This window comes from Planktophila warneckei (SeqCode) (assembly GCF_965234675.1).
Classification (GTDB): Bacteria; Actinomycetota; Actinomycetes; order Nanopelagicales; family Nanopelagicaceae; genus Planktophila; species Planktophila warneckei.
Map to the genome: position 1 here is coordinate 507,925 of NZ_OZ248350.1, position 14,971 is coordinate 522,895.

Here is a 14,971-nt window from a genome sequence, read left to right on the forward strand (position 1 = left end):
CCTCTTCCTTCGACAAGGGTGAAAGGCTATCGTTAAGCCATGGCCAAACTGCAACTTCCGCTCAGCATTGTTCTTGCTGGTGGCGAAGGAAAGCGTCTTATGCCGCTTACTGCAGATCGTGCAAAGCCCGCCGTTCCATTTGGTGGCTCATATCGTTTGATCGACTTTGTTTTATCAAATCTTGCTAATGCAAATATGCTCAAGATTGCAGTACTGACTCAGTACAAGTCACACTCTCTTGACCGCCACATCACAACAACATGGCGCATGTCTTCATTGCTTGGAAATTACATCACCCCTGTTCCAGCGCAGCAGCGCCTTGGGCCACGTTGGTACACCGGTAGCGCCGATGCGATTTTGCAAAACTTCAATTTAATTCATGATGAAGATCCAAAGCATGTTTTGGTGTTTGGTGCAGACCACGTGTACCGAATGGATCCAATGCAGATGTTCCAGCAACATGTTGAATCTGGTGCGGGAGTAACCGTTGCAGCGATTCGCATGCCACGAGCTGAAGCCCACGAGTTTGGTGTTATCGAATTAGCAGATGATGGAATCACGATTAAGGCATTCCACGAAAAGCCAGCCAACCCACCTGCGATGCCAGGTCACCCTGAACTTTCATTAGTTTCAATGGGTAATTACATTTTCAAGCGCGATGTAATGGAAGAGGCGTTAATTCTTGATTCTGAAGATATTGAATCTCGACATGACCTAGGTGGAAACATCATTCCGTTCCTAACTTCACAAGGTCAGGCGATGGTTTATGACTTTGCAAACAACATTGTTCCTGGTGAAACAGAGCGCGATAAGGGTTATTGGCGCGATGTAGGTTCTATCGATGCTTACTACGACGCACACATGGATTTAGTCTCTGTTCATCCGATCTTTAACTTGTACAACCGCGATTGGCCGTTGCTTACAAATCCACCATCATTGCCACCTGCCAAGTTCAGCGAAGGTGGAGCTGCGCATGATTCAATCGTGGGAGCAGGTTCAATTGTTGCCGGCGGAATTCTGCATGGATCGGTAGTTTCATACGATGTTTCAGTCGGTAAGGCTGCAATTGTTGAAGGAACAGTATTGATGCCAAATGTGAAGATCGGCGAAAAGGCGATCATCCGCAAGGCAATTTTGGACAAGAGCGTTGTTGTAGATCCCGGTGCACAGATTGGCGTGGATCTAGAGCGTGATCGTCAGCGTTTCACCGTCAGCGAAGGTGGAATTGTTATTGTCGGTAAGGGCGTTCGCGTTACCGTTTAATCACCAATTGGTGGTGTTGTTCTTTAGCTCTTTGTACTTAGCCATTACATCTGGTGTTGCAACGCTGTTGTGATGAGTCACTTCACCCAAATCCCACGTTGGCATATTTCCTAATAGCGCCCACGCTGCTTGTTTTGATGCACCATCTGCAACATATTCACCTGCAGGTGGAACCAAAACTTCGCGACCAAACAAGGCACTAGCAATAACTGGAACAGCTGGGTTTTTCGCAGCTCCACCAATAAGCAGAATTCGATTAACTCCAACACCTAATGCAACAAGTGAATCAACGGCATCTGCTAATCCAGCAAGCATTCCTTCAACCATTGCACGTGCAATATCTTCAGGGTTTGAGTTATTTAAGTTCATTCCTGCAAATACACCAGTTGCTGTAGGGCGGTTAGGTGTTCGCTCGCCTTCAAAGTAAGGAAGAAGTGTTAAACCGTTAGCACCAGGCTTTGCTGCAAGTGCAAGCTGGCCAATCTCATCATGAGTCTTGCCAAGGATGCGACAGGCGGCATCCAAGATACGCGCAGCATTTAAGGTGCAGACAAGTGGAAGGTAGCGACCTGTTGCATCGGCAAAACCTGCAACCGCACCACTGGCATCATGGGTTGGAGTTTCTGAAACCGCAAAAGCGGTTCCGCTAGTTCCTAAAGAAACAATCACATCTCCTGGTTGTGCTTGCAGACCAAGTGCAGCACCTGCATTGTCACCAGCACCTGCAGCGATAGGAATTCCAGATTGAGTTGTTCCGCCAAATTGCGCAGGTCCAATGATCTGTGGCAATGAAAGCTCTTGATCATGGCGAAGTGCTAAACGAATAATGTCTTCGCGGTAATGCGATGTGCTGGGGTCAAAGTAACCAGTACCTGATGCATCGCTTCGATCTGTAAATAAGGTGTCAAAGTTTTTTCCGCCCTGCATCTGCCACGACAACCAATCGTGGGGAAGTGCAACGGATGCGACCTTTAATGCGTTTTCTGGTTCATGATCTGCCATCCAGCGAAGCTTTGATGCAGTGAAGGATGCAACTAACTTGGATCCAACTTTGCGAGCCATTTCGGCATCGCCGCCAACTTCCTGGTTTAAATCATCGGCCTCTTTTGCAGAGCGAGTGTCATTCCACAAAAGTGCTGGACGAATTACATCGCCTTCGCTTTCTAGTGCGACCATTCCGTGTTGCTGTCCTGCAATAGAAATCGCTTCAACATCTGCAATTCCGCCAGCTTCAGTAAGTGCGGTATTTAATCCATGTAACCAATGCTTTGGCTCGACCTCGGTGCCATCGGGGTGGGAGGCCCGCCCTTGGCGCACAAGTTCACCCGTATTGGCGTCACGAATAACCACCTTTACTGATTGGGTTGAAGAATCCACGCCGGCGATGAGTTGTCGATTAGCCATGGGGCAAGGCTAGACTGTGCCAGTCAGCGTTGACCACAGGTGGCGGTAAAAAATTGAGCCACTTAATCAAACAATAAAATTGTTGGAGTTAATCATGCGTATTGGTGTCCTCACTGGCGGCGGAGACTGCCCTGGTCTTAATGCAGTTATTCGTGCAGTAGTTCGTAAGGGTGTTAAAGAGTACGGCCACGAGTTTGTTGGATTCCGTGATGGATGGAAGGGACCTCTAGAGGGTCTAACCATGCCTTTGAACCTCGAGACAACCCGCGGCATCTTGCCTCGCGGTGGAACGATTCTCGGTTCATCACGTACAAACCCATTCAAGATCGATGGTGGCGTAGAAAAGATTAAGGAAAATCTAGAAAAGGCTGGCATCGATGCGCTGATCGCAATCGGTGGCGAAGACACTCTAGGTGTTGCAACAAAGCTTGATGCTCTTGGCGTCAAGGTGATCGGTGTTCCAAAGACAATCGATAATGATCTGAACAACACTGATTACACATTTGGTTTTGATACATCTGTAAACATCGCAGTTGAGGCGATTGACCGCCTACACACAACAGCGGAATCACATCACCGTGCATTGATCGTTGAGGTTATGGGCCGTCACGCAGGTTGGATCGCTCTTCATTCAGGTCTTGCAGGCGGAGCGGCATGTATCTTGATTCCAGAGCAGAAGTTCTCTGTCGACAAGGTGTGCGAATGGGTTGAATCTCGTTTCAAGTCTCATTACGCACCAATCATCGTTATTGCAGAAGGTGCGATTCCTCAAGATGGCGACATGGTTGTAAAGGATCAGACACTTGATTCATTTGGCCACGTAAAGCTTTCAGGTATTGGTGACTGGCTTGCAGGTCAGATTGAAGCCAAGACCGGCAAGGAAGCACGTACATCTGTATTGGGTCACATCCAACGTGGTGGTACTCCAACAGCATTTGACCGTGTTCTAGCTACTCGCTTTGGTCTACACGCAATCACAGCCGCTCATGAAGGTGACTGGGGCAAGATGGTTGCGCTACACGGCACAAACATCGCTCGCGTGCCTTTGGCATCAGCAACTGAGAAGCTAAAGACCGTTCCACTAGAGCTATACAAGGAGTCAGAGATCTTCTTCGGATAATTGCGTCTCGCAGTTACTTGTTGACACTCTAAACTTCTCCAATGAGCACAAACTTAGACTCCCTGTTCACACCTGGCCTTGTTGCTGCCCAGCAACCAATATGGCCAGGTGGAGCAGAGGGTGAACCGATCAAAGCAGCTGTGGCGCAACTAAAGGCGTTGCCACCACTTGTCTTTGCCGGTGAATGCGATGATCTAAAAGCTCGCATTGCGCTCGCAGCAGAAGGAAAAGCATTTTGGTTACAAGGTGGAGATTGCGCAGAAACATTTGCAGCAGCTACCGCTGATTCAATCCGTAACCGTATTAAAACAATTTTGCAGATGGCAGCTGTGCTTCAGTACTACTCAAGCCTTCCAGTTATCAAGGTTGGCCGTATGGCAGGACAGTTTGCTAAGCCTCGTTCAAGTGATTTTGAAACTCGCGGAGATGTAAAGCTTCCTGCATACCGTGGCGACGCTGTTAACGATATTGAATTCAATGAAGCTGCTCGTACTCCAGATCCACAACGTTTAGTACGTGTGTACAACACATCAGCTGCAACGCTGAACTTAGTTCGCGCATTTACACAAGGTGGATTTGCAGATCTTCGCCAAGTTCACGAATGGAACAAGGGTTTCATCCGTGATTCAAAGGTTGGCGATCGTTACGAAAAAATGGCTAATGAGATTGGCCGCGCACTAGCATTTATGAAATCTGCAGGAGTAGATCCTGAAAGTTTCAAGTCAGTTGATTTCTTCGCAAGCCATGAAGCGTTAATCATGGAGTACGAAAAAGCGCTAACTCGTATCGATTCACGCACCGGTGATGCATACGATGTTTCAGGCCACTTCATCTGGATTGGTGAGCGCACACGTCAGCTAGATGGCGCACATGTTGATTTTGCTTCAAAGGTTCGCAACCCAATTGGTATCAAGCTTGGACCAAAGTCCACGGTTGAAGATGCACTTGCCTTGATCGACAAGCTAGATCCAAACCGCGAACCAGGTCGCATTACCTTTATTACACGTATGGGTGCTAAGAACATCCGCGAGATCTTGCCAGCGCTAGTTGATGGCGTTACAAAATCTGGCGCAAAGGTTTTGTGGGTCTGCGATCCAATGCACGGAAACACATATGAAGCACCAACTGGATACAAGACTCGTAGTTTTGATGATGTTATGGATGAAGTTAAGGGATTCTTTGAAGTTCACAAAGCGCTAGGAACTCATCCAGGCGGAGTTCACATTGAACTTACCGGCGATGATGTCACCGAGTGCGTTGGTGGCGGCGAAGAGATTTCACATGAGGACCTAGCTTCACGCTATGAAACAGCGTGCGATCCACGCCTAAATCATGCTCAATCCTTAGAGCTTGCCTTCTTAGTTGCTGAAATGTTGCGCGATCGCTAATTTTGGCGAGTGCCGCTTTTAGTAACTTCTCATAAGACTCCTGTCGGCACCCTCAATTTATTAGCTGATGATCAGATTCTGATCGGGGCAAACCTTTCAACTGTTTCTGCCTTTAAAGCAGGTCGTGATGTAAAGGTTGTTAAATCAATTCCAGTTATTTCAGATCTCATTAACGATTACTTTGATGGGGATTTAACGGCGCTTAACGGAATTCAAGTTCGTCAACCAGGTGCGGCATTTTCACAAGCGGCGTGGAAGGCGATGCGAAAGGTCGCACCAGGAAAAACTTGGTCTTACGCAGATCTTGCTGCAAAAGCAGGTTCACCTGCAGCGGTTCGGGCAGCCGGAAGTGCATGTGCAAACAATGCAATCATGCTTGTTGTTCCTTGCCACCGCATTGTAAAAACTGGGGGAGCGTTAGGAAATTACGCCTACGGTGTAGATAAGAAGCAGTGGCTACTAAGCCACGAGGGCTTTCTTTAAGATTTCAATTGCCTCTTCGCATTGAGCATCATCAAAATCTAGGTGCGTTACTAAGCGCGCATACTTTGGGCCGAGCGCGCTAATCCATAATCCTGCATCACGGCAACGTTGCGCAAGCTCAGCTGCGGTTATTGGTAGAGCTGCTAGATCTAAACCAACAATATTTGTTTCAACTGTTGCTGGATCAATAAGCGATGCATCTACTGCAGCGATTGCAAGAGCTAATTGCTTTGCGCGGCGGTGATCTTCAGCTAGACGATCGATGTTGTTATCTAATGCGTAATGAGCACCCGCTGCTAATAAACCAATCTGACGCATTCCTGCGCCGTAACGCTTGCGCCAAACACGCGCCTTTGTTACGCGCTCCTTTGTCGAAAGCATGATTGAACCAACTGGTGCACCTAATCCCTTGGATAAACACACAGAAATAGTGTCGAAGTGCTTTCCATATTCTGCAAAAGAAACACCGGATGCAACATGAGCGTTCCAGATTCGTGCACCATCTAGGTGAAGTGCAAGTCCTAACTCATCTGCACCTTTGCGAAGTGTTGCAATTTCCGAAATTGATTGAACAGTTCCGCCACCAAAGTTATGTGTATTTTCAACAGCGATTGCAGTTGTTGAAACAAGATATGGGCCGCTATTGGGGCGAGCAATTTCCAGCGCATCAGCAGCTCTTAAAAGGCCATTCTTTGCAGGAAATGTGCGGGTAGTAATTCCGCTAAATACAGCTGCTGCGCCAAGTTCTGCACGAACTATGTGGCTATTGGTTTCAGCGATTAATTCCTCGCCAGGGGCAACCAACATTCGGATGGCCAATTGGTTTGCTAATGAACCGGTAGGAGTAAAGACTCCAGCTTCTTTGCCAAACATTGCTGCAACGCGCTCTTCAAGAGAGTTAACAGTTGGGTCATCGCTGTACACATCGTCACCAACTGGTGCGCTAGCAATTGCCTCGCGCATCGCTGCAGATGGACGTGTAACTGTGTCGCTTCGAAGATCAATAGCCATGGCTTAGTTTCTCACGATTCCTTAATAACAATCACAAACATTGCGATGACAACCATTACGCCACCCAGCGCTTTTTGCAAGGTTAAGGTCTCGCCACCAAAAGCGATAGCAAAGATCGCCGCAAAGACAACCTCCATGGTCAAGATAACTGCGACCTTGGTTGTACTCATGTGAGCCTGAGACCAGGTTTGAATAACGAAAGCAACTGCGGTGCAGGCAACAGCGGTAAAGATAACTGTTGCCCACACGCCACTATCGGGAGGTAATTGATATCCGCCCTCAAAGGCTGATGCGATACCTGAAAGAATCGCACAGACAGTTAGCTGAACAACTGTCATCGCATAGGCATCGCGACCATTGCTCCACTTACCTAAAGCGATGATGTGAGCACCAAATCCAAAGGCGCTTCCTAGAACAAGAAGTTCACCAATACCAATTGACCAACCATTCAATGACAGCAACGCTAAACCAATTGTCGCAAGCGCAACGCAGCCCCGTGTCAGTTTTGAGATTCGAGCCTTCAAGACAACTGCTGCGATTAATGGAGTAAAGACAACATATAAACCGGTGATAAATCCTGTGATTGCCGCGCCTGTGCGTTCTAGGCCAAGAGTTTGCAGAATGTATCCGCTACCTAGGAACAATCCGGCCATAGATCCACGAAGCAGTAAATCTTTATTAAAGAATTTAATGCACTGAGGGCGAATCAAAAGCATTACAACTACAGCCACGATAAATCTGCTAAATAAGAAGTTATTTACTGTTTGGCGCTCAATCGCATCCTTCATAACCACGAAGGCAAAACCCCATGCTGCGGCAACTGATAAAAGCGCCCATGGAGCAAGCTTTAACTGCAGTTGGTGGCGAGCTGACATTAGCCGCGGAGCTTCTTCAGTAACGCAACTTCCTTGCCGTGTTCTGGCTCCATGCCTGGTGTTTCAAGAATAAGCGGCGCATTTGCAACCGCGGGATGTGAAAGTAGTTCTTTAAAGGGATCCACGCCAATGTGACCATCACCAATATTTTGATGACGATCTTTTAACGCGCCGCACACATCCATCGAATCATTTGCGTGCACTAGTTGGAAGCGCTCGATACCGGCAACTTCTACCAATAGATCGATAGTTGCAGTCATTCCACCTTTAACAGAGATGTCATGGCCTGCGGCAAATACGTGACAGGTATCAAGACAGATACCAACCTTTGGGTGGTATTCAAGTGCCTTCAAATACATTTCCAGATCATCTAACTTCTTTACTAGTGATTGACCTTGACCAGCTGTTGGTTCAAGCAACAGGTAAGGAGCATCATCACCAAGTGCGTTCAGGATTGGCATCATGCCTTCATGAATCTGCTTCCACGCCTTTTCAACATGGTTCACATCCACAGCAGAACCCGTATGAATTACTACGCCAAGTGCGCCAATTTCAGCTCCACGCTTAAGTGAGTATTCAGTTGACGCTAAAGAGTTTAAATATGTTGCCTCTGTAGGTGAACCTAAGTTAATCAAAAACGGTGCGTGAACATAAGTTTCAATATCTAGTTCGGCAGCTTTGATCTTGAATGCTTCATCTAATTCAGGCTTAGCCTCAGGCATCGCCCACGTACGCGGACTGGATGCAAATACTTGAATTGCTTCGGCGCCAATTTCTTGGGCGTATGCGATTGAGCGCTTGGCCATTCCACCAGTAGTAGGGGTGTGGGCACCGATACGAGGCTTTTTAACTGGTGTAGGCATTGGATCACCCTACGGTAATCGTCACCAAACTTCCACGTAATACCTTTGTATTTACCGCAGGAGATACCTTCTTTACTACCTTTTTCTTCGCACTTCCGATACTGACAACCTTCACCTTTAGGCCAAGAGATTCAAGCATTGCTTTAGCTGCATTTGCTTCCATTGTGATTACAGTCTTCGGAATAAATGTATAGCGAGGACCCTTTGAAATAAGAATAGAAACCTTGCCACCCTTATTTGCAGTTGCACCCCCTGCAGGATTTTGTGAAATAACAGCTAGCTCAGGAGTTGTTTCACTAAATGCATAACCTGCTTCAACATTAAACCCGGCTTGTGTTAGTTCGTTCAACGCTTGCTCGCCACTCTTTCCAAGGTATGAAGCAAGTGCGACTTGTTCAATTCCCTTTGAAACTGTTAAGTCAACTGTTGCATTTCGTTTCACTTCTGTTCCAGAAATTGGTGTAGACGAGATTACATATCCCTTTGGAATATCAGAGTTAAATACTTCAGTAATTGTGCCAACGGTCAGCGGGCTTTTTGTAATTGCTGCTTGCGCAGCTTCTGGGGTTAAGCCCTTTACGGAAGGAATTGTGTAACGCTCAGGACCCTTTGAAACAATTAACTTAACGCTTCCGCCAGCATCAACTTTGCCGCCACCTTCGGGGATCGATTGAATAATCTTTCCCTTTGGAATCTCTTCGTCATAACGATTCTCGACAACAACTGCTGTTAAGCCAAGTGGGGTAAATGAGTTCATTGCCTCGTCGTAAGTGCCACCAACTGTTGAGGGAACAACTACACGCGAGCCAGGACCAATTAATGTCCACCAACCACCAACTCCAATTGCAATCGCAAGGATCAATGCAACCTTGCGATTACGACGTACACGTTTGCTTGCACGCTTCTTTTTTTCCTCTTGACGCTTTATCTCGCGGGTAGATTCCTTAACAGGTGTTGTTTCTTCTTTAACGGGCTCTTCCTTTGCCTTTTTGCGTGACTTCTCGCGGATAGGTTCAACCGGAAGATCCAAGCCAAGGTCCAGCTGGTTTTTCTTAGGATCAATTTCAATCTGAATCTTTTGAAGTTGTTCCAGAAACTCAGCGGCTGTGCGTGGACGATCATCTGGATTCTTGGCTGTGGCACTTGCAATTAGATCATCCAACGCTTGCGGGATTTCTTTGCGCTTACTGCGAAGGCGTGGAATCTCTTCATTCACATGCATGTAGGCGATCTGAATTGGTGAATCGCCATTAAATGGCTTTTCTCCTGTAAACATTTCATACGCCACAATTCCGGCCGCATATACATCGCTGCGAGAATCTGCGATTCCTCGCTGAACTTGCTCGGGAGATAGGTAGGAAACGCTTCCTAGAATCACACTGGACTCAGCGGTCATAGTTGTGCCGATTAATTCACCGCGAGCTAATCCAAAATCTGCAATCTTGATACGGCCATCTTTAGATATCAAAATGTTTTCTGGCTTGATATCGCGATGCACAATTCCAAGTACATGAGCCGCGGCAAGAGCGGACAAGATGGGTGTTAAGTAATTAATTGCATCTTTAATTTCAAAACGTCCGCGCTCATTGAGGTACTCACGGAGTGTGTGGCCTTCAATTAACTCCATCACTAAGAAGACTGCAGGTACTCCGCTTTGATTCCACCCTTGATCTTGCACAGCGACAATATTTGGATGTGAGAGCGCAGCAGCAGCCTTCGCTTCGCGGATAAAGCGAGAAACAAATGCTTCATCCTGAGCTAAATGTGGATGCATGATCTTGACTGCAACCTTGCGATCTAAACGGGTATCTAGCGCTTCGTAGATTGAAGCCATTCCGCCATTGGCCATCTGACGCAGCAATTGGTAGCGCCCATCAATGAGCTCTCCGGTCAGATCAGACATGTGCAGATTTTATGGAGCGCACCTGTGGCAGGTGCTGAGGGCGCGCCCAAAAAGGTTATGAAGTGAGTTTAAACTCGCAATTTTCCCGGGTTTCATCACGTGCAAAGTGTTTATCTTGATCAAACTGCCATTGCTTCATAAATGGCTCGACAACTGATCCATCTCGTTCCAAAACACGCTGCAATCCAATGTGTGGTTCTACATCAATCCAATAAGTAATAGCTCCCGCATCGCGCACAATTACTTGGGCTGCGCCAACTCCTTCGAGGATTAATACATCAGTTGGTTCAATAACCTCTTCGCGATCAAAGCTCATGCTGATCCAGTTAAAGAGTTTTACCGTGCAGGGTTGGCCCGCCAAATGCGCCGAAGCAAGTCGATCTAACACTTCAGTTAAGTCATTACCTAGCGCTGTTGTCCAGCCGCTATATAAATCATCAAGATGAACAACGCGAACCGAACCCGTGGCAGAAAACTCTTTTTCTAACTGCGCCGCAAGGGTTGTCTTTCCAGCTCCAGCCGGCCCATCAATAGCTAAGAGAGTCACGCCAGCGCTTCCAACCGATAACAGCAATTACAGTAAACATTGCGTACAACACCGCTGTAAACCAGTATCCAAGCAATGCGTACTCAATAGTTCCGGCTAAATCCACGACAAACCAAACAACCCACGATTCATACTTTTCGTACACCATCATTACCTGTGCAACAAGACTCCCAATGAGTAAAAATGCATCAGACCAAGTTGCTGCAGCTCCAATATTTGCAAGCACCGGTGAAAGCGCTGCAACACTTATTACAGTTCCAATTGCGATGTATTGGCGATTGCGGTTACTCATATTTCCCGGAACTGCACCAGTTGGTGCCCAATCCTTCCAGCCGTAAACAGCTGCAATGATAAATACGATTTGCAATACAGCTGATGCGAAGAGATCTACTTGATAAAAGAAAACTCCATATAGAGCACTACTTAACGCCCACCATGGCCAGGTGATTCGCTTGCCAGTTGTTCCAAGCCACACACCAACAAAAGATGTAAGCGCTGCAATAAATTCAAGGATTGAGACTTCATAGCCCCATGCTGTAAATAAAGTGGTTGACACGATGTATTCCTTTCCGCGTCCGCATTATCGGACGGGTCTATCGGTCGGTCTGAATTTCAGACCCTCTCAGCCTTGTGGGCTCCCGTGGTTATTACTCTAGCGTGAAACCAGCTGGCGCTTGATGAATGCGCCTCCAGCAACACGAACTCTTCGAGCTGTCGAAGTTTTTGCACGTTGATTGAAGATGTCATAACCAATCTTTTCTACCTCATCAACGATTCCGCAGTACAAAGTGCTTGCAGCCTCAATACATGGGCGGCTCGTTGCTTCAAGCATTGCAATTCCAGCAGCAGATTCTGCTTGCAATTGACGGACGCGAGCGATCTGGAACTTCAAAGCTTCAATAATTTCTGGAGTTAACACACGTTCTTCCAGCATTTCGCGGGTTACACCAAATTGTGCAAGCTCTTTAATCGGCAGATACACGCGACCACGATCTAAATCTTCATCAACATCGCGAATAAAGTTTGCTAACTGAAAGGCAATACCAAGCTTCTTTGCTGCCTCATATGCATCGTTATGTAATGGGCCAAGGATTGGAACCATTTCAAGACCTATAACCGCTGCAGATCCATACACATATTCCAGTAAATCTTCGTATGTTTCATATTCCTGCACAGTTAAATCCATAGTCATTGAATGCAGGAAAGCTTCAAAGTGCTCGTGCGGAATATCAAAGCGTTTGACGGTGTCGATCAGTGCACGTCCAACATGATCATTACTTGTGCCCTTTTTTAAATCGGCAAGAACGCCATTGCCCCAAGTGCTAAGGGCGTCTGCCTTTTCTTCAACACTTAGTTCCGATGCAAGATCATCAACGATCTCATCGGCGTAACGTGCAAAGCCATACAGCGCATGTACGAACGGACGTTTTGCCTTTGGAAGCAACAAGGTTGCCAAGTAGTAAGTCTTGCCATGTAATGCGTTAAGTCGCTTGCACTCTTCATATGAAGCACGAAGATCGGGATCTGTAATCCCAGCAGCGGTTAACTCATCCATTTACTTAACCGGACCCACAATGCGCTCTGCCGCTAGGCGTCCAGAAATCAAAACCATTGGTACACCTACTCCTGGTTGTGTTCCAGAGCCAGCAAATACAACGTTTTCAATTCCTGCCGCCATATTACGTGGTCTAAATGGACCTGTCTGGAAGAAGGTGTGTGCACTAGCAAATGGTGCACCGCGCTCCATTCCCTGCGCTTCCCAATCAAGCGGAGTTGTTAAAACTTCAGTTTCAATCGCATCACCAAAGCCGGTGTAACCACGATGTTCCAATGTTTCAATCATGTGGTCGCGATAAGGCTTTGCCTGCTTATTCCAATCAATATCTGCATCCAAGTTAGGGGTTGGAAACAGCACGTAATACGAATGCTTTCCATCAGGTGCCAAAGAAGGATCATCCTTAGAAGGAATAGTTACCAGCACACTGGGATCGCTCATGAGCTTCTTCTGCTTAATAAGCTCATCAAAGACGCCATCCCATGATTCTCCGAAGTGAATGTTGTGGTGAGCAGCAAAGTCATACTTCTTAGATGAACCAACCAACATAGTTACGCATGATGGTGAGTAGTTAAGACGCTTTACAGAAAGTGGGGTCTTGCCCAATAAATCGCGCCATGCAACCGGTAGATCTGGATTCAAAATTAATGCATCACATTCAATGCGCTGACCATCAGTAGTAATTACAGCCTTTGCGCGACCATTCTGAACATCTACCTTTGAAACTGTGGTGTTGTACTTAAATTCAACGCCATGCTTTTGTGCAGCAGCTGCCATCGCACGAGGAACTGCATGCATGCCACCCTTAGGGAAGAACACACCATTTACTGAATCCATGTAAGCGATAACTGCGTAAATTGCTAAAGCTTGTTGTGGGCTTACACCTGCATACATCGCCTGGAATGAGTACACCTTCTGCAAGCGTGGATCCTTCAAGAACTGATTCACCTTTGGTGACAATCTGCGGAATCCACCTAATGCAATTAAGCGCGCAAGGTTTGGAGTTAACAAGTTAAGTGGTGAATCAATATTGCGATCGATGAAATCATTCATCTCATACTTGTATAACTTAGTTACAAACTCTACGTAACGTGCGTAACCGGCAGCCTCTTCAGGGCTTACCTTCTCTGCAATCTCAGCCTCCATTTGCGCTGTATTTGCATGCACATCGATCTGTGAACCATCTGCATAAAAGGCACGGTACAAAGGAGAAACCGGCATGAGTTCAACCCAGTCCTTCATATCTTCTCCGACGCAGCTAAATGCATCTTGGATAAGTGAAGGCATAGTTAAAACAGTTGGGCCGGTATCAAATGCATAACCATCTTTATTTAATAAACCGCTGCGACCGCCAGGAACTGATTCCCGTTCAATCACAGTTACCTTGCGTCCAGCGCCAGCTAAGCGAAGTGCAGCACTTAGACCTGCGTAGCCTGCGCCAACAATGACGACATGATCGGTAGGACCTTTGACACGTGCAGGCATTAAGAACTCCTCTTTGTAGCGATGTTTGCAAGCTCGACGAGCAATGCTTTTCCATCATCGGTAAAGACTTGTGATTGTGCAGCGGTTAATGCTTGATCTGTCAGGCGATCAATTGTTGCTTCAAGCTCTGCTCGCGCACCTGTTGATTCAATAATGTCTTGCAAGATTGCAACGCCTTCAGCATCGATATCTGGCTTTCCGAAGTACTTTTTGCAAATCTCTAACTGTGCTGGGGATTGGCGTTCATGTGTCATAGCAATTAACACAGTGCGCTTGCCTTCACGAAGATCATCACCAGCAGGCTTTCCAGTAACTGATGGATCGCCAAATACGCCAAGCAAATCATCGCGAAGCTGGAAGGCTTCGCCTAGCGGCAATCCGTATGCAGAAAGTGCGTCGGTAACTTCCTTTGATGATGATGTCATCGCTGCACCTAAGTGCAACGGACGCTCGATTGTGTACTTACCTGATTTGTAGCGTGCGATCTTCATTGAACGCTCAACACTTGTATCTTTTTGTGTTTGTTCATGAATATCTAAGAATTGACCGGCCATTAGTTCAACGCGCATCTCGTTATAAAAAGGAAGTACGCGCGCAAATTGTTCAGTTGTTAAACCTGCGGTGTTTAACATTTGATCTGACCACACAAGCGCAAGGTCGCCAAGAAGTACCGCAGCTGATAATCCATATTGAGGCGCAAATCCATCTAATTGCTCCTGCACATGCACCGATTCAAAGTGACGATGAATCGATGGCTTGCCACGACGAGTATCTGAACCATCCATCAAATCATCATGAATTAATGCGCAAGCTTGTAAAAGTTCTAACGCCGCCATTGTGCGGATTGCGGATTTTTCAAGATTTCCACCAGCTGCAACAAAACCAGCATATGCAAACAATGGGCGAAGTCGTTTTCCACTATCTAATAAGAAGGATGTCAATGAATCTGAGACAGGGGATAGGTCTGATGAGATCGAATTCAGATACGCACTTTCGCGGTTAAGGAAGATGCTTAACTCTTCTTCAACGGCGCTGCGCACGCTCTTTAAGGTTGTCTTCGGCTCTGAACTCACG

General features: G+C 46.8%; 14 protein-coding genes. 4 read left to right on the forward strand and 10 right to left on the reverse strand.

Annotated elements, in window-relative coordinates; genetic code table 11:
• The first annotated feature begins 39 nt into the window (after window positions 1-39).
• Window positions 40-1,263, forward strand: coding sequence for a glucose-1-phosphate adenylyltransferase (gene glgC / locus AC8GFU_RS02760; RefSeq protein WP_506626978.1), 1,224 nt, complete (start codon window positions 40-42; stop codon window positions 1,261-1,263).
• On the opposite strand, the gene xylB is transcribed toward glgC, so the two are convergent.
• On the reverse strand, window positions 1,264-2,667 hold the full coding sequence (xylB, locus tag AC8GFU_RS02765) for a xylulokinase (protein ID WP_506626979.1): 1,404 nt from the start codon (window positions 2,665-2,667) through the stop codon (window positions 1,264-1,266). It abuts the gene before it with no gap.
• Window positions 2,668-2,761: 94 nt separating this feature from the next.
• Here xylB and AC8GFU_RS02770 point away from each other — a divergent pair, with 94 nt between their 5' ends.
• From AC8GFU_RS02770 to AC8GFU_RS02780, 3 genes are read left to right on the forward strand one after another with little or no spacing between them, the layout of a single operon-like run.
• Window positions 2,762-3,787 (forward strand): 6-phosphofructokinase, encoded by a 1,026-nt coding sequence (locus tag AC8GFU_RS02770; protein WP_506626980.1) that lies wholly within the window; start codon window positions 2,762-2,764, stop codon window positions 3,785-3,787.
• 41 nt (window positions 3,788-3,828) lie between these two features.
• Window positions 3,829-5,175, forward strand: a complete 1,347-nt coding sequence (locus AC8GFU_RS02775; protein WP_506626981.1) for a class II 3-deoxy-7-phosphoheptulonate synthase — start codon at window positions 3,829-3,831, stop codon at window positions 5,173-5,175.
• A 9-nt stretch (window positions 5,176-5,184) separates the two neighbouring features.
• Window positions 5,185-5,658 carry a methylated-DNA--[protein]-cysteine S-methyltransferase gene (locus tag AC8GFU_RS02780; protein ID WP_506626982.1) on the forward strand — a complete coding sequence of 158 codons (474 nt, stop codon included), beginning with the start codon at window positions 5,185-5,187 and terminating at the stop codon, window positions 5,656-5,658.
• Here AC8GFU_RS02780 and AC8GFU_RS02785 read toward each other — a convergent pair.
• The 9 genes from AC8GFU_RS02785 to AC8GFU_RS02825 all read right to left on the reverse strand — a co-directional run bounded on the left by AC8GFU_RS02785 (window position 5,635) and on the right by AC8GFU_RS02825 (window position 14,970).
• Window positions 5,635-6,669 carry a threonine aldolase family protein gene (locus AC8GFU_RS02785; protein ID WP_506626983.1) on the reverse strand — a complete coding sequence of 345 codons (1,035 nt, stop codon included), beginning with the start codon at window positions 6,667-6,669 and terminating at the stop codon, window positions 5,635-5,637. The two genes, AC8GFU_RS02780 and AC8GFU_RS02785, sit on opposite strands and share 24 nt — an antisense overlap.
• Window positions 6,670-6,680: 11 nt before the next feature.
• Window positions 6,681-7,544, reverse strand: coding sequence for a DMT family transporter (locus AC8GFU_RS02790; RefSeq protein WP_506626984.1), 864 nt, complete (start codon window positions 7,542-7,544; stop codon window positions 6,681-6,683).
• On the reverse strand, window positions 7,544-8,407 hold the full coding sequence (locus AC8GFU_RS02795) for a deoxyribonuclease IV (protein WP_506626985.1): 864 nt from the start codon (window positions 8,405-8,407) through the stop codon (window positions 7,544-7,546). The genes AC8GFU_RS02790 and AC8GFU_RS02795 overlap by 1 nt, the downstream gene beginning before the upstream one ends.
• 4 nt (window positions 8,408-8,411) lie before the next feature.
• Complete coding sequence (gene pknB, locus AC8GFU_RS02800; protein ID WP_506626986.1) at window positions 8,412-10,310, reverse strand: Stk1 family PASTA domain-containing Ser/Thr kinase; 1,899 nt, start codon at window positions 10,308-10,310, stop codon at window positions 8,412-8,414.
• A 55-nt stretch (window positions 10,311-10,365) separates the two neighbouring features.
• Window positions 10,366-10,857: a uridine kinase family protein gene (locus tag AC8GFU_RS02805; RefSeq protein ID WP_506626987.1), complete on the reverse strand. Its 492-nt coding sequence runs from the start codon at window positions 10,855-10,857 to the stop codon at window positions 10,366-10,368.
• Complete coding sequence (pnuC, locus tag AC8GFU_RS02810) at window positions 10,838-11,413, reverse strand: nicotinamide riboside transporter PnuC (protein ID WP_506626988.1); 576 nt, start codon at window positions 11,411-11,413, stop codon at window positions 10,838-10,840. Before pnuC ends, AC8GFU_RS02805 begins: the two co-directional genes overlap by 20 nt.
• Before the next feature lie 96 nt (window positions 11,414-11,509).
• Window positions 11,510-12,412 (reverse strand): phytoene/squalene synthase family protein, encoded by a 903-nt coding sequence (locus tag AC8GFU_RS02815; RefSeq protein ID WP_506626989.1) that lies wholly within the window; start codon window positions 12,410-12,412, stop codon window positions 11,510-11,512.
• A complete protein-coding gene (gene crtI / locus AC8GFU_RS02820) occupies window positions 12,413-13,897 on the reverse strand; it encodes a phytoene desaturase family protein (RefSeq protein WP_506626990.1) in 1,485 nt (494 codons plus the stop codon).
• The gene (locus AC8GFU_RS02825) at window positions 13,897-14,970 is read right to left on the reverse strand and encodes a polyprenyl synthetase family protein (RefSeq protein WP_506626991.1); all 1,074 of its coding nucleotides are present in this window, start codon (window positions 14,968-14,970) and stop codon (window positions 13,897-13,899) included. Before AC8GFU_RS02825 ends, crtI begins: the two co-directional genes overlap by 1 nt.
• Window position 14,971: the final 1 nt, after the last annotated feature.

Excerpts from the sequence above, each read along its gene's own strand:
- AC8GFU_RS02785 (WP_506626983.1), bottom strand. The coding sequence starts at position 6,669 with ATGGCTATTGATCTTCGAAGCGACACAGTTACACGTCCATCTGCAGCG.
- crtI (WP_506626990.1), bottom strand. The coding sequence starts at position 13,897 with ATGCCTGCACGTGTCAAAGGTCCTACCGATCATGTCGTCATTGTTGGC.
- AC8GFU_RS02775 (WP_506626981.1), top strand. The coding sequence starts at position 3,829 with ATGAGCACAAACTTAGACTCCCTGTTCACACCTGGCCTTGTTGCTGCC.
- xylB (WP_506626979.1), bottom strand. The coding sequence starts at position 2,667 with ATGGCTAATCGACAACTCATCGCCGGCGTGGATTCTTCAACCCAATCA.
- glgC (WP_506626978.1), top strand. The coding sequence starts at position 40 with ATGGCCAAACTGCAACTTCCGCTCAGCATTGTTCTTGCTGGTGGCGAA.
- AC8GFU_RS02770 (WP_506626980.1), top strand. The coding sequence starts at position 2,762 with ATGCGTATTGGTGTCCTCACTGGCGGCGGAGACTGCCCTGGTCTTAAT.
- AC8GFU_RS02795 (WP_506626985.1), bottom strand. The coding sequence starts at position 8,407 with ATGCCTACACCAGTTAAAAAGCCTCGTATCGGTGCCCACACCCCTACT.
- pknB (WP_506626986.1), bottom strand. The coding sequence starts at position 10,310 with ATGTCTGATCTGACCGGAGAGCTCATTGATGGGCGCTACCAATTGCTG.
- AC8GFU_RS02790 (WP_506626984.1), bottom strand. The coding sequence starts at position 7,544 with ATGTCAGCTCGCCACCAACTGCAGTTAAAGCTTGCTCCATGGGCGCTT.
- AC8GFU_RS02815 (WP_506626989.1), bottom strand. The coding sequence starts at position 12,412 with ATGGATGAGTTAACCGCTGCTGGGATTACAGATCCCGATCTTCGTGCT.